The organism is Streptomyces sp. NPDC036984, from assembly GCF_055607665.1.
In genome coordinates this window covers 161118-180694 of the sequence record NZ_JBVJRL010000004.1, presented here as the reverse complement: position 1 = coordinate 180694, position 19577 = coordinate 161118, and the positions used below count along the sequence as shown (strand labels likewise).

Genomic DNA, 19577 nt, shown 5'->3' with positions numbered 1-19577 from the left:
CTGTCGCTTCCCCAGTGTCCTAGTCCTTCGTGAGAGCGGTGGTACTGCTATCAAGAGTACGTGCCGCGCCGCCCGGGAGTTCCCGCCGGTCCACCGCGACCGGCTGCGGGGGCTCGCCGAACAACATCCGGCGGACGTCGGCACGGGCCTGCCGTACGGTGGCGCGGGCCGAGGTCAGCGCCTCGCGCGTGGCCCGGCCCACCGCGCGCAGGCCCGCGGCGACGGGCCGCAGCACGGCGTCCCGTACGACGTGCCCGACCGGGGTGAGAACGGTCCGGTACACCCAGCGCACCGGCTCCACGAAGATCCACCGGAAGAGGGTCGCGAGCGCCCGCCCGAAGGCCCGCGAGATCCGCCCGGCGACCCGCCAGGCGTGTCCGAGGGCCTCCCCCACCTCGCGTACGACGAAGGCGAGAAACCGGCCGACGGGCGCGAGCACCCAGCGCCACAGCGTGAGCGCGGGCAGGACGAACAGGACACGGCCGGTCCAGTACAGGGCCAGGCCGACGCCGGTGAAGAGCAGTCCCAGCAGCCGGCCGAGCCCCCGTACGCACCAGGCGACGCCCCGGCCGGCCGGCGCGAGGACCCAGGTGTACAGCCACCGGGCGGGTACGACGAACAGGTACCGCACCAGCCAGGCGACGGCCGTGTACACCCCGATCCCGAGGGCGGCCAGCACCGCGCCGATGCCCGTCAGCAGCCAGGTCAGCGCATGCCCCACCGGGGTGAGCACGCGCGCGTACACCCACGCGAACCCGGCCCCCACCCCGCGCGCCAGCCAGGCGAGGCCGTGCCCGACCGGCGTGAGGACGTACCGGTGGAACCACACGGCCGGTACGACGACGAGGACGTTGCCGAGCCAGGCGAGCACCATGCCGACGGGCACCAGTACGTACCGCCACAGACCCACGAACGGCCACACGAACACGGCCCTGCCGACCCACAGCAGTGCCCGCCCGAGCGGCCGGAGGACGGTGTCCCGCAGGAACCGCCCCGTGACGACGAGCGCGTCCCACACCATCCGCACCGGCAGGACCAGCACCAGAACGACGATCCGCACCGGGAGGCGGATGGCGACGACGAGGCAGCCTTCGGGCTGCTGCGGCTGTGCGGGTGGCTTGTCGAACTCCATACCTGCGTAGACGCTCCGAACGGCCGTCCGGATGCACTACGGCACACGCGCCTTGTACGCCTCGGGGTAGCGCTCGGTGAACTTGACCACCACCACCAGCAGGACCACCGGGACGACCCAGTCGAGCCAGTCGTCCAGGGACGGGATGCGGACGGCCAGCCAGGTGGAGACGGCCATGAGGACGAAGACGGCGCCCCACGCGGCGGTCAGCACCCGGTTGATGTGCAGGAAGACGGGCGAGCCCCACAGGTCGCGGGGCGTCTGCTGCCTGGCGTACTGCGCCGTGAAGGGGTCCTTGAGCAGCGAGCCCAGCGCGACGACGGCGATGACTCCGTTGGAGATGACCTGGGCGTAGGTCTCCAGCCACAGGAGTTGCGAGCGGTTCAGGGCGAGCGCGAGGACCGTGATCACCGCGAAGAACACGATGCCGGCCATGTCGAGGACGTAGAACCTCCGCCGGGCGATGTCCTTGCCCGACAGGACGAGCGCGGCGACCAGCGCGGCCAGTGCCGCGTACTCCCAGGTGCTGGGGCTCGCGACCACTCCGAAGATGATCCAGGGCGCGAACGAGAGGAACACACCGCCCGTGCCGACGGGCTTCTCGGGCGGGGCCTTCGTCTCCGTCTGCTGAGCCATGGGGGTTCTCCCGTCGGATGCCGTGACCACCTCTTCTTCCATCGTGCTGCCGTCCGCCGCGGGCCGCACGCCACCCGGGACGCCCACGACCCGCGGCCCCCTTCCGCGCGGAGTTGGTGCGACCGGGTGACGCTGGGTAAAAAGTGCCCCACCAGGGGGCAGCGATTGCGCTGATATGAGGATAAAGCTCCCCATTTGGCTCGTACGGCTCGGCCGGTCCTGGGGAGGCGGGTCACGCTCGCACTGGAGTCCGGGACCGCCCGGACCGCTTCGAGGCAAGGAGCACTGCATGAGCCCTGAGTACAGGACCTCACGACTGGGGCCGGTGGCCCGGGCACGGTTCAAGCAGGCCGGGATGCTGACCTCCCTCACCCTGGTACTGGCGGCCGCTGTGGCCGCGCCGGCCGCGGCGGCGGGCCGCGCCGTCACCGACCCGACCCCGACCGCCACGCAGGGCGGCGGCCACGACTGTGACGACCGTGGCGATCAGAAGGCGCCCGCCGGCCCCACCGGCGGCGACCACGACGGGTGCCGGGGCGCGACCGGCGCCACGGGCGCCACCGGAGCGACCGGCGCCACCGGTCCGTGCGCCGACATCGACGCCAGCCAGGACAGCGCCAACTTCGAACTGCGGGCCGCCCTGACCGGGTCCAACCCGGCCAGGGCGTACGCGGGTATTCGCGACCTCACGACGGCGACTCCCGGTCCTTTCCTGTGGACCGACCTCAGCACTCACCCCAATTACCCGCAGAACGCGTGTGGCATCGCCCTCGCCCAGCACAGCCTGGGCGCCGCGACGGAAGGCGACCTGCGGGTCGACGTCATCACCACCACGGGCGCCGTCTACGAGACCACCTGTCAGGTGGTCCCCAGCAACCGCACGCTGGACTGCGACGACAATCCCTGGACCCTCGTGAACAGACAGCCCGCCCCCGGCGCCGTGAACGGCGGGATCATCGTCTAGCCCGGGCCGTCCGGCACACCGCACAAGGGGTGTCCGGCAGGTCACGAACGACCGCCGGGTACCCCTTACGGCGTTCCCGAGAAAAGCCACGGGGACAGCCCGTGGCTGCTTGTACAGGCCCACGGGGCTCGATAAATTCACCGCCCGGTCCTTTCTTTCAGGGGAAAGAAAAAACCCATGAAAACGGTCTGCCTCAATATGATCGTCAAGGACGAGGCACATGTGATCCGCCGCTGCCTCGAATCCGTACGCCCCCTCATCGACACCTGGGTGATCCTTGACACGGGCTCGACCGACGGCACCCAGGACGTCATCCGCGACACTCTCGCCGACCTTCCCGGCGCGCTCCACGAAAGCCCGTGGAAAGGCTTCGACCTGAGCCGCACGGAGGCGATCGAACGGGCCCGGGACCAAGCGCGCTACCTGCTGTTCATCGACGCCGACGACGTGATGGAGACCGACCCCGGCTTCACGATGCCGGAGCTGACCCACGACTGCTACGACTTCGAGGTGCGCCACGGCCCCGTCGTCCACTGGCGCCCGGCCATGGTGTCGACCCGCCTCCCCTGGCGGTACGTCGGCGTCCTGCACGAGTACCTGGAGTGCGACACGCGGTTCAGCCGCGCGACTCTGCCGGGCGCCCGCATGGTCATCATGGGCGGCGGCGGACGCCAGCAGGGCGGCCAGCGCGCGAAGTACCTGCGCGATGCCGCCGTCCTGAAGGACGGGCTGGCCAAGGAGCCGGACAACACCCGCTACGCCTTTTATCTCGCGCAGAGCTGGCGCGACGCCGGCGAACCGGCGAAGGCGCTCGCCGCCTACGACCGCCGCGCGGCCATGGGCGGCTTCGCCGAGGAGACGTTCTGCGCCCGGCTCTACGCCGCCCGGCTCGCCGTGACGCTCAAGCGCAAGACGCCTGAGGTCATGGCCCGTTTCCTGGACGCCCACGCATATCGGCCCACCCGCGCGGAACCGCTCGGCGAACTCGCTCACCTCTGCCGCGTCCAGGGAGAACGCTGGCCGCTCGCCTACCTGTTCGCGCGACGCGCCGTGGAGATCCCCCACCCCGACGACATCCTGTTCGTCGAGCACGGCTGGTACGACTGGCGGGCCCTGGACGAGCTGGCGGTGTCGGCGTACTGGGTGGGCTCCTACCGTGAGTCCCTGGAGTGCTGCGAGCAACTCCTGGACGGCGGCAAGCTGCCCGGGACCCACCGCGAACGGGTCATCGCCAACCGCGACTTCGCCAAGACCAAGCTGGCCATGGGCACACGGCGGCCCCAGCCGGCCTGAGATCACCCCTCAAAACGACAGTTGAACATGTTCAAAAAAGCTGCCAGCATAGCGCCACCATGATCGGTGAACGGTGGAACCACGGTCGGCTTCGGCGCTGCTCCCGGGGAGCGGCCGTCGCCTGCGCGCTCGCACTGACGGGCTGCAATCCCCACATGTACGACGACGTGCCCGGGCTGCACGACGTGCGGCCGGCAGAGGTGTCGGGGACATGGCTCGGCCTCGAACGGACGAAGGTCGTCCTCCGGCCCGGCGGGAAGGCCGACATCCGCCTCCTGGACGGACAGGAATGGGACTTCGACGACCGGTGGCGCCTGTCCGGCACGGGAACCTGGAAGCTGACCGACCGGCGCGCCGGCTGGAACGACGGCCAGCACGTCCTACTGACCCTCGCCTCACGCACCGAGCCGACGACCCGCACACCGGACCCGAACGACCCACCCGCCCCGACGGCGGACAGCTCCCAGGCGCCCCAGACCTACACATGGACCTTCGAGCTGCGGCGCGGTGAAAAGAAAGCCCTCGAACTCTACTTCTTCTTCGGCGACCCGGACTCGCGCAGCACCTACGTCCTGCTGAGACAAGGGCCCAAGGACCGGGCCCGGGCATAAAAACGGCCCAGAAAAATTTCTGGGCCGTGAATATCAGGTACCTCATCACCTCTAGCCGATCTGACCAGAGTTCAGAAATCACACAGATGGCTTTTCAGCATTACTGGTCGAAGAACACAGATTCTTGTCGATGAAATGAACTTCGCGAACCGCACCATAGAAATAAGAGCCGCCGTGCCGTTCTGCGCGGGGGTCCTCAGCGGCTGAAGGTGCCCAGGCCGTTGGCGTCGAGGTGCTCGATGGTGACGCTTGTGGCTTTCCCCGAGCGAGTGTGGAAGGTGACGCCGGAGAGGCCGACGGCGTTCTCGCCCTGTGTCCGGTAGCTGAAGGTGTCACCCGTGTAGTGCCTCAACGGGAACGACATCTTTCGCGGGCCCAGCGTCATGCTCAGGTTGCCGCTGTTGTCACTGGTGACGGTGACCGGCCCGTAGTACTCGTTCGCATAGGTGCCCGTGTAGACGTCGTCGGCCTTCGCCGGTGTGGCCTTGGCGGGCGGCTTGGCGTAGTTCGTGGGGGAGATGCCCGTGTAGGCGGCGGCCCGCACCACCTTCTCGAAGAAGGCCAGCCAGTCAACTGTCTGCTGTCCGTTCTGGGCGATGTCGAAGAACGCGGCGGATACCGCCTCGGGTACGCCGATGGGCTGTCCGTTCGTCAGCACGACGATGCCGAGCCGTTCGCTGGGCAGCAGGGTGACCTCGGTTGCGGCGCCCAGGTCGAAGGCGCCGGAATGGTTCAAGCGCAGCCGTCCGCGCTCGTCGTACCTGACGTTCCAGCCGAGCCCGTAAAAGCCTGGCTCACCTGCCGGGGCGAGTGGGTCCATTGCGACGGAGTGGGGGATGCGGGTCTGGTCCAGGGCCGCCGGGTCGACCAGCTGCTTCCCGTCGAACGCGCCGTTGTCCAGCTGAAGGCGCATCCACTTGGTGAGGTCGTCGACACTCGAACTCGCACCGCCCGCGGGCGCCTGACGATCGGCGTTCTCCGTGGTGGAGGGCTTCCAGCGGCCGTCGACCTCGACGTGGGCCGACGCTCTGTCGGCGGCCTTGTCATAGTCGGCGCGCTGGTAGCTGGACTGCTCCATCCCCAGGGGCTTGAACAGCGTGTCCGCTGCCAGCTGCGGCCAGCTGGTCTTCGCCGCGTCGGCCACCGCCACCCCCGCCTCGGTGAGGCCGTAGTTGGTGTAGGCATAGCTTGCGCGGAACGGAGCCAGCGGCTCCAGCCGCAGGTGCTGCAGGATGTAGCCGCGCTGGTAACCCAGGTCCTCCAGCAGGTCACCGGCATGGTCGGGCAGTCCACTGCGGTGCGAGAACAGGTCCGCGACCGTCACGTTCGCGGTCACATACGGGTTTTTGAGCGCGAAGCCCGGATCACGGACCACGATCCGATCGTCCCAGCCGACGATCTTGCGCCCCACGGCCCCGGAGACGACGGTGGACGACAGCGGCTTGGACAAGGACGCCAACTGGAAGACCGTGTCCGGGTCGACCTTGTCGCTCTTGCCCAGCTCACGGACGCCGAAGCCCTTCTCGTACACGACCTTGTCCCGGTAGACGACGCCCACGGCGACCCCCGGTACCCCGGTCTGCCGCATCGCGTTCTCCACCAAGCCGTCGAGCCGGCCCACAGCGGCCTTCACCTGCGCCTGCGTCAACTGAGGTGGCGGTTGCTTCGGCGGCGCCGGGGCGAGCGATGCAGCGGTCGACGGACTGCTGACAGCGGCGTCCATGCCCGCGCACCCCGGCATGACGACCCCGAGCACACTCAGGCACACCACCGCCCCGCCCACCCGGGCCTGCCGGCGCAGCCTTCTCCCGCGACTCCGATTCGCCATGCTGCAGACACCTCGCGCTCAAAGAGCCCTCAGGGGCCCGCCCGGCGCCCGTTCCATACTCGCCACAGCGGCGGACCACGGCATTCGGGCATCGCCAAGTGGGTGAGGACCTCTCCCCCGGCGCCGGCCGATCGCCCACCGGAGGCACACGCCACCGCACACCGACGAGCCCCCTTCCATCACGGAAGGGGGCTCGGGGTGTCACTTCCGGGGCCCGGCAGCGGCATCCGGCAGGACACCGGCGGCGCCGACAGCTCTCAGTGCGTGTGACCGCTCACAGCCGGCGTCGGACCGGCGTTCTTGACCGTCAGAGGCAACAGCTTCTTGCCCGTGGGGCCGATCTGGATGTGGGTGTCCATCTGCGGACACACGCCACAGTCGAAGCACGGCGTCCAGCGGCAGTCCTCGACCTCCGTCTCGTCGAGGGCGTCCTGCCAGTCCTCCCAGAGCCAGTCCTTGTCCAGACCGGAGTCGAGGTGGTCCCAGGGGAGGACCTCCTCGTAGGTGCGCTCGCGGGTGGTGTACCAGTCGACGTCCACGCCGAAGGGGGCCAGGGCCTTGTCGGCGCAGGCCATCCAGCGGTCGTAGGAGAAGTGCTCGCGCCATCCGTCGAAGCGGCCGCCGTCGTCGTAGACCGCGCGGATGACGGCACCGATGCGGCGGTCACCGCGGGAGAGCAGGCCCTCGACGATGCCGGGCTTGCCGTCGTGGTAGCGGAAGCCGATCGAGCGGCCGTACTTCTTGTCGCCGCGGATCTTGTCGCGGAGCTTCTCCAGGCGGGCGTCCGTCTCCTCGGCGGAGAGCTGGGGCGCCCACTGGAAGGGGGTGTGGGGCTTGGGGACGAAGCCGCCGATCGAGACGGTGCAGCGGATGTCGTTCGACTTCGACACCTCGCGGCCCTTCTGGATGACGTGGGTCGCCATGTCGGCGATCTGGAGGACGTCGTCGTCCGTCTCCGTCGGCAGGCCGCACATGAAGTACAGCTTCACCTGGCGCCAGCCGTTGCCGTAGGCGGTGGCGACCGTACGGATCAGGTCCTCTTCCGAGACCATCTTGTTGATGACCTTGCGCATGCGCTCCGAGCCGCCCTCGGGCGCGAAGGTCAGGCCCGAGCGGCGGCCGTTGCGCGTCAGCTCGTTCGCCAGATCGACGTTGAAAGCGTCCACGCGGGTGGAGGGGAGGGACAGGCCGATCTTGTCGTCCTCGTAGCGGTCCGCCAGGCCCTTGGCGATGTCGCCGATCTCCGAGTGGTCCGCCGAGGAGAGCGACAGCAGGCCCACCTCTTCGAAGCCCGTCGCCTTCAGGCCCTTGTCGACCATGTCGCCGATGCCGGTGATGGAGCGTTCACGGACCGGACGCGTGATCATGCCTGCCTGGCAGAAGCGGCAGCCGCGCGTGCAACCGCGGAAGATCTCCACCGACATGCGCTCGTGGACCGTCTCCGCCAGCGGCACGAGGGGCTGCTTGGGGTACGGCCACTCGTCCAGGTCCATGACCGTGTGCTTGGACACGCGCCACGGGACGCCCGAGCGGTTGGGGACCACGCGGGCGATACGGCCGTCCGGCAGGTACTCGACGTCGTAGAACGCCGGGATGTAGACCCCGCCCGTCTTCGCCAGGCGGAGGAGGACTTCCTCGCGGCCGCCGGGGCGGCCCTCCGCCTTCCACTCGCGGATGATCCTCGTCATGTCGAGCACGGCCTGCTCGCCGTCGCCGATGACCGCCGCGTCGATGAAGTCGGCGATCGGCTCGGGGTTGAAGGCCGCGTGGCCGCCGGCCAGGACGATCGGGTCGTCGATCGTCCGGTCCTTGGACTCCAGGGGGATACCGGCCAGGTCCAGGGCGGTGAGCATGTTGGTGTAGCCCAGCTCCGTGGAGAAGCTGAGGCCGAACACGTCGAAGGCCTTCACCGGGCGGTGGCTGTCCACCGTGAACTGCGGGACACGGTGCTCGCGCATCAGCGCCTCGAGGTCCGGCCACACGCTGTAGGTGCGCTCGGCGAGGACGCCCTCCTGCTCGTTGAGGACCTCGTAGAGGATCATCACGCCCTGGTTGGGCAGGCCGACCTCGTACGCGTCCGGGTACATGAGCGCCCAGCGGACGTCGCACTCGTCCCACGGCTTGACCGTGGAGTTGAGCTCGCCGCCGACGTACTGGATCGGCTTCTGCACGTGCGGGAGCAGAGCTTCGAGCTGCGGGAAAACCGACTCGACAGGCATCTCGCGAACCTTCATGAGCTGACAGGGGTGACCATCAAGCGTAACCCGCTCGGCGGCCTCCCCCGAACGCTCAGCCGGCCGCCTCGCTTTTGATCTCCGTCCACCGCACGGGCAGCTCCGCCTCCAGGGTGGCCGCCCGTGCCTCCTCCCTGCCGTACAGCAGCCCGTAGGTGAACGCGCTCTCCCCCGCCGCGTGGGCCACGGCCGCCAGCTCGCGCAGGGTGCGGCGGGCCATGACGCTGTCCTGGTGGTCGCCGAGCAGGGTGGTGAGGGATTTCATGGAGTCGGTGAGGGAGCGGGCGGGGGCGCCGAGGGCCTTGGTGGTGGCCTCGGCCGCGTAGCGGGTGCGCTTGGCGTTCTTGCGGGCCTCGTGCAGGGCGAGGTCGCGGTCCTCGCCGGGCGGCAGCTCCAGCGCGCGGTCCAGCACGTCCGTCAGCCGCGCCAGATCCTTGCGTACGGCCTTGGTGAGCGCCTTCTGCGGCTTCTTGCCGGCGGCCGTCCGCAGCGGCGGGTCGGCGAGGAGGGTGTCCAGGGTGTCCAGCAGGGTCAGGTAGCGCGGGGAGTCCAGGACGCCGGTGAGGTGGGCGTGGGCTCCGCCGTGCCGCGCCTGGGCCCAGGCCGCGAGCCGTTCCGGGACAGGGCCGGTGATGAGGGCGGGCGGGAGCGCGTCCAGGGCGGTGGTCAGGCGGTCGGCCAGCACCTCCTGGTCGCGGTCGATGCCCAGCTCGCCCGCGAGCCACTTCAGCTCGGCGCCGACGGGGTCGGTGACGGCGCGGTCGAAGAGGGGCCGGAAGGTGCGCAGGGTGCTGCGGGCGCGGCGGGTGGCGACCCGCATCCGGTGCACGGAGTCGGGAAGGCCGCGGCGGACGGCGGGGTCGAGTTCGACCAGCGCGTCCCGCTGGGCGCGGAGGTAGGCGAGGACGTGGTCGCCCGCCGTCGCCGGCTTGGCGGGCCGGGTCTTCTTCCTGCGGTCCTTGCGGTGGCCCGCCGCGGTCTGTGCCAGGGCGCGGGCGAGTTTCGACGGTGCGGCGGACGGTCGTACGCCCGCCCGGCGCAGCCGTTTCTCCAGCTGGTCGAGGACGGCCGGGTCGCCGCCGTCGGCCAGTTCCACCTCGATCTCGGTCCACTGCGCGGTCCGGCCCTTGCCGGTGAGCCGCTCGGCGGTCACGGCGTCGACGCTCGCCTCGGCCAGCAGGGTGCCCTCGGCGTCGACCAGGTGCCGCACATCGCGCGCGGAGCGCAGCCGGACCAGGGGGACCAGGTCCCGGTCACGGACCCGGGAGCGGACGAGGGCGGCGATCTCCTCGGGGACGGTGTCGGAGAGCGGGGCCTGGATCTCGTCGCGGACTCCGGGGGCGACCGGGAACTTCAGATGCCAACCGGCGTCCGAGCCGCCGGTGCGGCGGCGCAGGGTGAGCGAGGCCGCGGCCAGCCGTTCGTCGGCGGTGTCGTAGTAGGTCGCGTCCAGTTCGACCAAACCCTTGTCGAGGACGGCGGCCACGCCGCCGGCACCGGTCAGGTCGGGCAGCCCGCTCTCGTCGGATTCGTACTTGCGCTCGATCTCGCGTTTCGCATCCGCCATGCACCGAATCTAGTGGGCGTCGGGCCGGCACGGCAGTGGCCGTCCCGGGTGAATGGCCGGAAGACTCACGCCACTCACCCGGTGAACGCCCTCGTGACTCACCCGGGCAACGCCCCTCGTGCGGTTGTCGGAGCGTCACGCCGACATGGGCCGCTGCACCTTGATCGACTGAAGCAGTCCCACGGCCACCCACACGGCGAACATCGACGAGCCTCCGTACGACACGAACGGCAGCGGCAGACCGGTGACCGGCATGATGCCGAGGGTCATGCCGATGTTCTCGAACGACTGGAAGGCGAACCAGGCGACGATCCCGGCGGCGACGGTCGTCCCGTACAACTCGGTCGAGTCGCGTGCTATCCGGCAGGCGCGCCACAGGACGACCCCGAGCAGGAAGATGATGAAGCCGGCGCCGACGAAGCCCAGTTCCTCCCCCGCGACCGTGAACACGAAGTCGGTCTGCTGCTCGGGCACGAACTGGCCGGTGGTCTGGGAGCCGTGGAAGAGCCCGGCCCCGGTGAGTCCGCCGGAGCCGATGGCGATGCGGGCCTGGTTGGTGTTGTAGCCGACGCCGGCGGGGTCCAGGTCGGGGTTGGCGAAGGCCGCGAACCGGTTGATCTGGTACTCGTCCAGGATGTGCAGCTGCCAGATGGCCACGCAGCCGAGCACGCCGGCGGTGAGCAGGCCGAAGACCCAGCGGTTGGAGGAGCCGGAGGCGAGCAGCACGCCCAGGATGATCGCCACCATGGCCAGCACCGAGCCGAGGTCGGGCATGAGCAGCAGGATCAGGATGGGTACGGCGGCCAGGCACAGGGACTGGAACACGGTCCGGTGGTCCGGGTAGGGCTTGTCCCCGGCGTCGACCCGTGCGGCCAGCATCATGGCCATGCCCAGGATGATCGTGACCTTGAGGAACTCGGCGGGCTGAAGCGAGAAGCCGCCGATGACCAGCCAGTTGCGCTGGCCGTTGATCGTCGCGCCGAGCGGGGTGAGGACCACCAGGGCGAGCAGCACCGACAGGCCGTAGAGGATCGGCACGGCGTTGCGCAGGGCGCGGTGGCCGAGCCAGATCGTGCCGATCATCAGGGCGATCCCGATGCCGAGGTTCATCAGGTGCCGGACCAGGAAGAAGTACGGGTCGCCCTGGTTGAGCTCGGTGCGGTTGCGGGTCGCCGAGTAGACCAGCAGCGAGCCCAGCAGAGACAGGGCGGTCGCCGCGAGCAGCATCGGCCAGTCCAGCCGGCGAGCCAGCGAGTCGCGGGCGAGGACCCTGGTCCAGCCGGCCCGCTCGGGGCCGTACCCGGAGACGGAGAAGCTGTTCGCGCCGGTCATGAGGGCATCCTCCGGCTTCCCCTCCTGCGGGCCCTCCTGCGGGTGTCCCGGTTGCCCGTGGTGGGCGAGGGCGTGGTGGCCGGCTGCTGTTCGTCGTCGCCGTTGGTCTCGTTGTCCTTCTGGGCGGCCTCGACGTCCTTGGCCGGGTCGCCCTCGACCTTGGGGTTGACGATGGTGCCGTCCGTGCGGACCTTCGGCAGGCCCTTCTGGGGCTCGGGCAGCAGCGCCTTCTTGGTGTCGATGGAGCCGTCGCCCTGGACGCCGTAGAGCGCGCTGTAGATGTTGCGCACGGCCTCACCGGAGGCGCCGGAACCCGTACCGGCCTGGGCGATCGTCATGATCACCGTGTAGTCCTCGGAGTAGGTGGCGAGCCAGGACGTGGTCTGCTTGCCGTAGACCTCCGCCGTACCGGTCTTGCCGTGCAGGGTGATCTTGTCCTGCGGCCAGCCGCCGAACTTCCAGGCGGCCGTACCGCGGGTGATGACGCCCGCGAAGGCGTCGTCCATGCCCTTGAGGGTGGCCTGGCTGACCGGCAGCCTGCCGCGCTTCTTGGGCTTGATCTCTTCCACGGTCTTGCCGTCGGCGCTGATGATCGCCTTGCCGATGGTCGGCTGGTACATCGTGCCGCCGTTGGCGACGGCGCCGTAGATCACGGCCTCCTGGATCGGCGTGACGAGCGTGTCGCCCTGGCCGATGGAGTAGTTGATCTCGTCACCCTCGCGCATCTTGTTGCCTTCGAGGCAGTTCTCGTAGGCGATCTTCTCGACGTACGAGCCGTCCTTCTTGCCGGTCTTGCACCAGGCGTCCTTGTTGGCCTTCCAGTACTCCTCCTTCCACCGGCGGTCGGGGACGCGGCCGGTGACCTCGTTGGGCAGGTCGACACCGGTCTCCTTGCCGAGGCCGAACTGGTGGGCGGTCTTGAAGAACCAGTCCTTGGGCTGGCCCTTCTTGGGGTTGATGCCGCCGTCCTTCTTCCACTCCCTGTCGGCGAGGCCGTAGAAGACGGTGTCGCAGGAGACCTCCAGCGCCCGGCCGAGCGAGATCGGGCCGAAGCTCTCCCCCTCGAAGTTCTTGAAGACCTGGCCGCCGACCGAGTACGAGCTGGTGCACGGATAGCCGCCGTCCCACTCGTAGCCGGCCTGGACCGCGGCGGCCGTGGAGACCACCTTGAAGGTCGAGCCAGGGGCGGCCTGACCCTGTATGGCCCTGTTGAGCAGCGGATAGTCGGACTTCTTGCCGGTGAGGGCCTTGTAGTCCTTGGCGGAGATGCCGCCGACCCACACGTTCGGGTCGTAGGTCGGGGCGGAGGCCATGGCGACGATCCGGCCGGTCTTGGCCTCCATCACCACGACGGCGCCGGAGTCGGCCTTGTAGTTCTCGCCGGTGATCTTGTCGAACTGCTCGCGGGCCTTCTTCATGGCCTTGTTCAGCTCGTACTCGGCGACCCGCTGGACGCGGGAGTCGATGCTGGTGACCAGGTTCGAACCGGACTCGGCCGCGTCCGACTCGGCCTTGCCGATGACCCGGCCGAGGTTGTCGACCTCGTAGCGGGTGACGCCGGCCTTGCCGCGCAGCACCTTGTCGTAGGTCCGCTCCAGGCCGGAGCGGCCGACCATGTCGGAGCGCAGATAGGGCGAGTCGGTGTCCTTGGCCTTCTGGATCTCGGTGTCGGTGACGGGCGAGAGGTAGCCGAGCACTTGGGCGCTGTTGGACTTGCCCGGGCCCGGGTAGCGGCGGACGGCCTCGGGCTCGGCGGTGATGCCGGGGAAGTCCTCGGAACGCTCGCGGATCTGGAGGGCCTGCTTGGCCGTGGCCTCGTCGGTGATGGGGATCGGCTGGTACGGCGAGCCGTTCCAGCACGGCTGGGGGGTCTTGGCGTCACACAGCCGGACCTTCAGCATGACGTCCTCGGGGCTCATGCCGAGGACGCCGGCCAGCTTGGTGAGGACGGCCTTGCCGTCGTCCTTCTGCTTCAGCAGGTCGGTGCGGGAGGCGGACACCACCAGCCGGGTCTCGTTGTCCGCGAGGGGCACGCCGCGGGCGTCCAGGATGTCGCCGCGCACGGCGGGGTCGACCACCTGCTGGACGTGGTTGCCGGACGCCTCCTTCTGGTACTCCGCGCCCTCACGGATCTGGAGATACCACAGCCGGCCGCCGAGGGTGCCGAGGAGGGAGAGGACGAGGATCTGGATCACGACGAGCCGGATCTGGACCCGTGGGGTCCGGCCGGTCTCGGGAATGTTGGTCACTGCGGCTGTCTCCCCCTCTCAGTGCGCGGACGTCTGTGTGCGATGCGGGTGCGCGCGATACGCGCGATGCTGATGCGCGCACAGCGGATGTACGCGAAGCGGATGTACGCGCAGCACGGGTGTGCGATCCGCCTGTGCGCGTACGCATGATGAACGACCAGCCTGTGAACCCGCGTTCCGGGAAAGCTGCCCCGTTCGGGTGAATTCCCGGGCGCTCACAGCCTCTTGACCCCCTTGATGCGGCCGACCCGGGCGGAGCGGGTGCGGGCCTTGGCCTTCAGCGCGCCGAGGCCGCCGCGCTGACTGCCGATGCGCAGGCCGGTGCCGGAGGAGAGCCAGCCGGAGGAGATGTCGCCGGCCTTGGCGGCGGGGCCGGACTCGGTGAGCGGGTCGTTGTCGGCGCGGCGGGCCAGCCACATGACGGCGGGCACCGCGAACGGGGCGAGCAGCAGGTCGTACAGGGCAGCCGAGAACAGCAGCCCCGTCAGGCCGACATGACGGGCGGCGGTGTCGCCGACCAGGGCGCCCACCCCGGCGTACAGCAGCGTGGAACCGAGGGCGGCGGCGACCACGACGGCCATGGGGCCGGTCGCCGACTTCAGCCGGCCGTTCTCCGGCCTGATGAGCCCGGCGACGTAGCCGGTGACGCACAGGACGAGCGCGTAGCGGCCGGCCGCGTGGTCGGCGGGCGGGGCCAGGTCGGCGAGCAGGCCGGCGCCGAAGCCGACCAGGGCGCCGCCGACATGGCCGTACACCATCGCGAGGCCCAGGACGGTGAGCAGCAGCAGGTCGGGGACGGCGCCCGGCAGGTGCAGCCGGGCGAGGACGCTCACCTGGATCACGAGGGCCACGACGACCAGCGCACTGGAGAGCAGGATCCGGTTCACACGCATGGGGATACAGCTCCTACTGCTGCTCGTCGGTGGCGGGGGCGTCGTCGGCCGACGGGGTGACCGTGACGGTCACCGTCGGCGTCGGGAGCGGCTTGGGCTTGGCCGGGAGCACGGTGTCCCGCGGGTCCTTCTTCGGGGCCTGCACGACCACACCGACGATGTCGAGCTTGGTGAAGCTGACGTACGGGGTGACGTAGAGGGTGCGGGTGAGGCCTCCGCCGGAGGGGTCGACGCGGGACACCACGCCGACCGGGACGCCGGGCACGAACGGCTTGTCGGCCTGCGACCCGAAGGTGACGAGCCGGTCGCCCTTCTTCACCTCCGCCTTGCCGTTGAGCAGTTCCACGCGCAGCGGGCGGTCGCCCTGCCCGGAGGCGAAGCCGAGTTCGTCGCCCGACTCCATACGGGTGCCGACGGTGAAGTCGGGGTCGTTGGCGAGCAGCACGGTGGAGGTGCTGGGGCCGACGGTGGTGACGCGGCCGACCAGTCCGTCCCCGTTCAGGACGGTCATGTCCCGCTGGATGCCGTCGTCCGCGCCGGCGTCGATGGTGATGGTCCAGGAGAATCCCTGGGCCGACCCTATGGCGATGACCTGGGCGCCCTTGATGCCGTACTGCCCCTCGCCGGCGAGCTTCATCACCTTGTCGAGCTGCCCCAGGCGGCTGCGGTTGCGGTCGTCGCTGCCGAGCTTCGCCTTGAGGGCCGCGTTCTCCTTCTCCAGCGCGGCGAGCCGGTCGTGCCGGCTGCCGGAGTCACGGATCGCGGAGACGGCGTTCCCGACCGGGTCGACCGCGGAGGACATTCCCTCCTCGACCGGGCCGAACACCGCGGCGGCGGCCTGCCGGGCGCCGTCGACCGGGGAGTTCCGGCCTCCGCGGATGTCCACCGTGATCAGCGCGAACGCGATGGCGACCAACAGGACCAGGAGCAGCCGGCTCTCTTTCGTGTCCCTCACGTGCGGCGGCCGTGCCCTTCCTCAAGTAGGAATTCGTCGGGCCCCTGGAAAACGCGAATGCTGCGGCGCAAACCGAAGAGGCCCATTCGGGGGAGCTTATGCCTCTATACCAACGATCCGCCGCACGAGAGGAGAACGTCTCGTACGGCGGAATCGACAAGTGACGTCATCTGCGCGGCTGGGCGTCCAGTACCTGCTGGAGCGCCTCGAACTCCTCGACGCACTTGCCGGAACCGAGCGCGACGCTGTCCAGCGGGTCCTCGGCGATGTGGATCGGCATGCCGGTCTCCCGCCGCAGCCGCTCGTCGAGCCCGCGCAACAGGGCTCCGCCGCCGGTCAGAACGATTCCTCGGTCCATGATGTCGCCGGACAGCTCCGGCGGGCACTTGTCAAGGGTGGTCTTGACCGCGTCCACGATCGCGTTGACCGGCTCCTCGATCGCCTTGCGGACCTCGGCGGCCGAGATGACGACGGTCTTCGGCAGCCCGGACACCAGGTCCCGGCCGCGGACTTCGGTGTGCTCGTCGGTGTCGAGGTCGTACGCCGAACCGATCGTGATCTTGATCTGTTCGGCCGTGCGCTCGCCCAGCAGAAGGCTGTACTCCTTCTTGATGTACTGGATGATCGCGTTGTCCAGTTCGTCGCCGGCGACGCGGATGGACTGGGCGGTGACGATGCCGCCGAGCGAGATGACCGCGACCTCCGTGGTGCCGCCGCCGATGTCCACCACCATGTTGCCGGTGGCCTCGTGGACCGGCAGGCCGGAGCCGATGGCGGCGGCCATGGGCTCCTCGATGATGTGCACCTGGCGGGCACCGGCCTGGGAGGACGCCTCGATGACCGCGCGGCGCTCGACGCCCGTGATGCCCGAGGGCACGCAGACGACGACCCGCGGCCGGGCCAGATACCGCCGCTTGTGGATCTTCAGGATGAAGTAGCGGAGCATCCGCTCGGTGATCTCGAAGTCGGCGATCACGCCGTCCTTCAGCGGACGGACGGCCACGATGTTGCCCGGCGTCCGGCCGATCATCTTCTTCGCTTCGGCACCGACCGCGAGGATCCCACCCGTGTTGGTGTTGATCGCCACGACGGACGGTTCGTTCAGTACGATCCCGCGACCCCTGACGTACACCAGCGTGTTGGCGGTCCCGAGGTCGACAGCCATGTCACGGCCGATGAACGACATTGAGTTCCCCATCCGGATTCATCTGGCCTTCCTGCGCTTTTGAGGGCATGTCAGGTAGGCGAGGCGGGTGCTGTGACGTGAAGGCTTCCATCGTAAACGCGCCTGCACGAACACTGCGCGAGGGTCTCCGCCATTGTCACCAGATGGCGTGCCGCCCCGCTTGTGGAGACGGGCGTTCGGGGGCGCTCGTTCCCTCAAATGCCCGGACTAAGCCAGAAAGGTCCGGGACCGGGCCCGGACCTTCTACGGCTGCCTCCGGCGTCACGCGCGGCCGGGGAAGAAGATCTTCACCTCGCGCTCGGCGGACTCCTCGGAGTCGGAGGCGTGGATCAGGTTCTCGCGGACGATCACGCCGTAGTCGCCGCGGATCGAGCCGGGCGCGGCGGCGATCGGGTCGGTCGGGCCGGCCAGCGCGCGCAGGCCCTCGATGACCCGCTCACCCTCGACGATCATCGCCACGACCGGGCCGGACGACATGAACTCGACCAGCGGCTCGTAGAACGGCTTGCCCTTGTGCTCTCCGTAGTGCTGCTCCAGCGTGTCGGTGTCCAGCGTGCGCAGCTCCAGCGCGGTGATCTGCCAGCCGGCCTTGCGCTCGATCCGGCTGATGATCTCGCCGGTCAGGCCGCGACGGACGGCGTCCGGCTTGAGGAGGACGAGGGTGCGCTGGCTCACGGGAGGCTCCTTACACGACTTACGGGTGCGGTGGGACGAGGTTACAGGGCGTGTCGGGGCACCTGTTACGCAGCGTCAGCCGTGGAGGAGGGGGACTGGGCCTGGGCCGCGAATCTCGCCTTCGCCTCGTCCACCTTTCTGCCGAAGTGCACCGACGCCCACCACAGCGCCGCGAACACCGCGCCCAGGAAGTACATGGTCGGCACGACGACACCGGAGGCGATCAGGGCGATCTGGAGGGCCCAGCCGAGGGCCACTCCGCCGGGCCGGGTCACCATGCCGCACAGCAGCACGCACAGCAGCATGGCGATACCGCTGACCAGCCACACCGTCGACGTGGACAGGTCCGGGTCCTTCATGGCGACGAGGCCGGCGAAGCCGATGACGAAGAACTCGCCGATCAGGGTCGATGAACAGAGCGTACGCACGAAAGTCTCAGCCCTTCCCCAGCAGCAGCCGGGCCTCGCCGACCGTGATGACGGAACCGGTGACCAGCACACCGCCGCCCGCGAACTCGCCCTCCTCCTCGGCCAGCGTGATCGCGGCCTCCAGGGCGTCCGGCAGCCGCGGCTCGACCTGCACCCGCTCGTCGCCGAACACCTCGACGGCGATCGCGGCCAGCTCGTCGGCGTCCATGGCGCGATGGCTGGAGTTCTGCGTGACGACGATCTCGGCGAAGATCGGCTCGAAGGCCTCCAGCAACCCCCGCACGTTCTTGTCGCCGCTCGCGCCGACCACGCCGATCAGCCGGGTGAAGTCGAACGCCTCCCGCACGGCCTCGGCGGTGGCCTCGGCGCCGGCCGGGTTGTGGGCGGCGTCCAGCACGACCGTGGGAGAGCGCCGTACGACCTCGAGCCGGCCCGGCGAGGAGACGGCCGCGAACGCCTTGCGCACGGTGTCGATGTCCAGCGGCTCCGCGCGCTGCGCGCCGACACCGAAGAACGCCTCCACCGCGGCGAGCGCGACGGCCGCGTTGTGCGCCTGGTGGGCGCCGTGCAGCGGGAGGTACACCTCGGGGTACTCGCCGCCGAGGCCGCGCAGCGTGAGCAGCTGCCCGCCGACGGCGACCTGCCGGGCGACGACGCCGAACTCCAGCCCCTCACGGGCGACCGTGGCGTCCACCTCGACGGCCTTCTTCAGCAGTACCTGCGCCGCGTCCACCGGCTGCTGGGCCAGGATGACGGTCGCGTCCTGCTTGATGATGCCGCTCTTCTCGACGGCGATCTCCGCGGGCGTCCCGCCGAGCCGGTCGGTGTGGTCCAGATCGATGGGGGTCACGACGGCGACATCGCCGTCGATCACGTTGGTGGCGTCCCAGGAGCCGCCCATGCCGACCTCGACCACGGCGACGTCGACCGGGGCGTCCGCGAAGGCCGCGTACGCCATGCCGGTGAGCACCTCGAAGAAGGACAGGCGGTACTCCTGCGAGGAGTCGACCATCTCGATGTACGGCTTGATGTCCCGGTACGTCTCGATGAAGCGCTCGGCGGAGACAGGGGCGCCGTCCAGGCTGATCCGCTCGGTGATCGACTGCACGTGCGGGCTGGTGTAGCGGCCGGTGCGCAGCTCGAAGGCGCCGAGCAGGGCCTCGATCATGCGGGCGGTGGACGTCTTGCCGTTCGTGCCCGTGATGTGGATCGAGGGGTACGAGCGCTGGGGCTCGCCCAGCACGTCCATCAGCGCGGCGATGCGGGAGACCGAGGGCTCCAGCTTGGTCTCGCCCCAGCGGGTGGCCAGCTCCGCCTCGACCTCGCGCAGGGCCTTGTCGACCTCGGGGTCCTCCGGGCGCGCGGGTACGTCGGCCTGCGGCGAGGCTCCCTGGGTGCGCAGGGTACGGCTGCCGGCCTCGATGACCGCGAGGTCGGGGTCGCGCTCGGTTTCCTCCGCGATGATCTCGTTGAAGGAGTCGAGGGGGTCGGGCTGGTCGGTGTCGTCGTGCGGGAGGTCGCTCACGGTCCCAGTCTACGGAGCGGCGCGGTGGCCCGCGGCGCCGGTTCTGGGTCGCTGGACATGTCGTCCGGC

16 protein-coding genes are annotated in these 19577 nt (G+C 69.7%); 3 read left to right on the top strand and 13 right to left on the bottom strand.

All coding sequences use genetic code 11. The features are described 5' to 3' along the window. Positions 1 to 19: 19 nt before the first annotated feature. Together ACZ7DL_RS10205 and ACZ7DL_RS10200 are read right to left on the bottom strand one after the other, a co-directional pair. Positions 20 to 1132, bottom strand: a complete 1113-nt coding sequence (locus ACZ7DL_RS10205) for a hypothetical protein (RefSeq protein ID WP_470773038.1) — start codon at positions 1130 to 1132, stop codon at positions 20 to 22. Between the two features lie 36 nt (positions 1133 to 1168). After that, on the bottom strand, positions 1169 to 1768 hold the full coding sequence (locus ACZ7DL_RS10200; RefSeq protein ID WP_470773036.1) for a DUF3159 domain-containing protein: 600 nt from the start codon (positions 1766 to 1768) through the stop codon (positions 1169 to 1171). Between the two features lie 289 nt (positions 1769 to 2057). On the opposite strand from ACZ7DL_RS10200, the gene ACZ7DL_RS10195 reads away from it, so the two are divergent. From ACZ7DL_RS10195 to ACZ7DL_RS10185, 3 genes are all read left to right on the top strand, one after another. Then, a complete protein-coding gene (locus tag ACZ7DL_RS10195) occupies positions 2058 to 2732 on the top strand; it encodes a hypothetical protein (protein ID WP_470773034.1) in 675 nt (224 codons plus the stop codon). A 177-nt stretch (positions 2733 to 2909) separates the two neighbouring features. Next, a complete protein-coding gene (locus ACZ7DL_RS10190) occupies positions 2910 to 4025 on the top strand; it encodes a tetratricopeptide repeat-containing glycosyltransferase (protein ID WP_470773032.1) in 1116 nt (371 codons plus the stop codon). A gap of 155 nt (positions 4026 to 4180) precedes the next feature. Further along, positions 4181 to 4636: a hypothetical protein gene (locus tag ACZ7DL_RS10185; RefSeq protein ID WP_470773030.1), complete on the top strand. Its 456-nt coding sequence runs from the start codon at positions 4181 to 4183 to the stop codon at positions 4634 to 4636. A 196-nt stretch (positions 4637 to 4832) separates the two neighbouring features. Here the strand turns inward: ACZ7DL_RS10185 and ACZ7DL_RS10180 are convergent, their stop codons facing one another. The 11 genes from ACZ7DL_RS10180 to folC all read right to left on the bottom strand — a co-directional run bounded on the left by ACZ7DL_RS10180 (position 4833) and on the right by folC (position 19508). Further along, a complete protein-coding gene (locus tag ACZ7DL_RS10180; RefSeq protein ID WP_470773028.1) occupies positions 4833 to 6464 on the bottom strand; it encodes a serine hydrolase in 1632 nt (543 codons plus the stop codon). A 257-nt stretch (positions 6465 to 6721) separates the two neighbouring features. Continuing rightward, positions 6722 to 8683, bottom strand: coding sequence for a TIGR03960 family B12-binding radical SAM protein (locus ACZ7DL_RS10175; protein WP_470773026.1), 1962 nt, complete (start codon positions 8681 to 8683; stop codon positions 6722 to 6724). Positions 8684 to 8753: 70 nt separating this feature from the next. After that, positions 8754 to 10265, bottom strand: coding sequence for a CYTH and CHAD domain-containing protein (locus tag ACZ7DL_RS10170; RefSeq protein WP_470773024.1), 1512 nt, complete (start codon positions 10263 to 10265; stop codon positions 8754 to 8756). Between the two features lie 135 nt (positions 10266 to 10400). Beyond that, complete coding sequence (gene rodA, locus ACZ7DL_RS10165; RefSeq protein WP_470773022.1) at positions 10401 to 11597, bottom strand: rod shape-determining protein RodA; 1197 nt, start codon at positions 11595 to 11597, stop codon at positions 10401 to 10403. Beyond that, positions 11594 to 13846 carry a penicillin-binding protein 2 gene (mrdA, locus tag ACZ7DL_RS10160; protein WP_470773020.1) on the bottom strand — a complete coding sequence of 751 codons (2253 nt, stop codon included), beginning with the start codon at positions 13844 to 13846 and terminating at the stop codon, positions 11594 to 11596. Before mrdA ends, rodA begins: the two co-directional genes overlap by 4 nt. A 215-nt stretch (positions 13847 to 14061) precedes the next feature. Beyond that, entirely contained in the window at positions 14062 to 14739 is a 678-nt protein-coding gene (gene mreD, locus ACZ7DL_RS10155) for a rod shape-determining protein MreD (RefSeq protein WP_470773018.1), read from the bottom strand. Between the two features lie 13 nt (positions 14740 to 14752). After that, a complete protein-coding gene (gene mreC, locus ACZ7DL_RS10150) occupies positions 14753 to 15694 on the bottom strand; it encodes a rod shape-determining protein MreC (RefSeq protein WP_470773016.1) in 942 nt (313 codons plus the stop codon). A 166-nt stretch (positions 15695 to 15860) separates the two neighbouring features. Further along, positions 15861 to 16880 (bottom strand): rod shape-determining protein, encoded by a 1020-nt coding sequence (locus tag ACZ7DL_RS10145; RefSeq protein ID WP_014672705.1) that lies wholly within the window; start codon positions 16878 to 16880, stop codon positions 15861 to 15863. A 261-nt stretch (positions 16881 to 17141) separates the two neighbouring features. Beyond that, positions 17142 to 17555, bottom strand: a complete 414-nt coding sequence (ndk, locus tag ACZ7DL_RS10140) for a nucleoside-diphosphate kinase (RefSeq protein WP_470773015.1) — start codon at positions 17553 to 17555, stop codon at positions 17142 to 17144. Between the two features lie 65 nt (positions 17556 to 17620). Continuing rightward, positions 17621 to 17983 carry a DUF4233 domain-containing protein gene (locus tag ACZ7DL_RS10135; RefSeq protein ID WP_470773013.1) on the bottom strand — a complete coding sequence of 121 codons (363 nt, stop codon included), beginning with the start codon at positions 17981 to 17983 and terminating at the stop codon, positions 17621 to 17623. A 7-nt stretch (positions 17984 to 17990) separates the two neighbouring features. Beyond that, positions 17991 to 19508: a bifunctional tetrahydrofolate synthase/dihydrofolate synthase gene (gene folC / locus ACZ7DL_RS10130; protein ID WP_470773011.1), complete on the bottom strand. Its 1518-nt coding sequence runs from the start codon at positions 19506 to 19508 to the stop codon at positions 17991 to 17993. Between the last annotated feature and the right edge of the window lie 69 nt (positions 19509 to 19577).

Bases quoted from the DNA above. Each gene is read 5' to 3' on its own strand.
- ACZ7DL_RS10205 (WP_470773038.1), bottom strand. From the start codon at position 1,132: ATGGAGTTCGACAAGCCACCCGCACAGCCGCAGCAGCCCGAAGGCTGC.
- ACZ7DL_RS10200 (WP_470773036.1), bottom strand. From the start codon at position 1,768: ATGGCTCAGCAGACGGAGACGAAGGCCCCGCCCGAGAAGCCCGTCGGC.
- ACZ7DL_RS10195 (WP_470773034.1), top strand. From the start codon at position 2,058: ATGAGCCCTGAGTACAGGACCTCACGACTGGGGCCGGTGGCCCGGGCA.
- ACZ7DL_RS10190 (WP_470773032.1), top strand. From the start codon at position 2,910: ATGAAAACGGTCTGCCTCAATATGATCGTCAAGGACGAGGCACATGTG.
- ACZ7DL_RS10185 (WP_470773030.1), top strand. From the start codon at position 4,181: ATGTACGACGACGTGCCCGGGCTGCACGACGTGCGGCCGGCAGAGGTG.
- ACZ7DL_RS10180 (WP_470773028.1), bottom strand. From the start codon at position 6,464: ATGGCGAATCGGAGTCGCGGGAGAAGGCTGCGCCGGCAGGCCCGGGTG.
- ACZ7DL_RS10175 (WP_470773026.1), bottom strand. From the start codon at position 8,683: ATGCCTGTCGAGTCGGTTTTCCCGCAGCTCGAAGCTCTGCTCCCGCAC.
- ACZ7DL_RS10170 (WP_470773024.1), bottom strand. From the start codon at position 10,265: ATGGCGGATGCGAAACGCGAGATCGAGCGCAAGTACGAATCCGACGAG.
- rodA (WP_470773022.1), bottom strand. From the start codon at position 11,597: ATGACCGGCGCGAACAGCTTCTCCGTCTCCGGGTACGGCCCCGAGCGG.
- mreD (WP_470773018.1), bottom strand. From the start codon at position 14,739: ATGCGTGTGAACCGGATCCTGCTCTCCAGTGCGCTGGTCGTCGTGGCC.
- ACZ7DL_RS10145 (WP_014672705.1), bottom strand. From the start codon at position 16,880: ATGTCGTTCATCGGCCGTGACATGGCTGTCGACCTCGGGACCGCCAAC.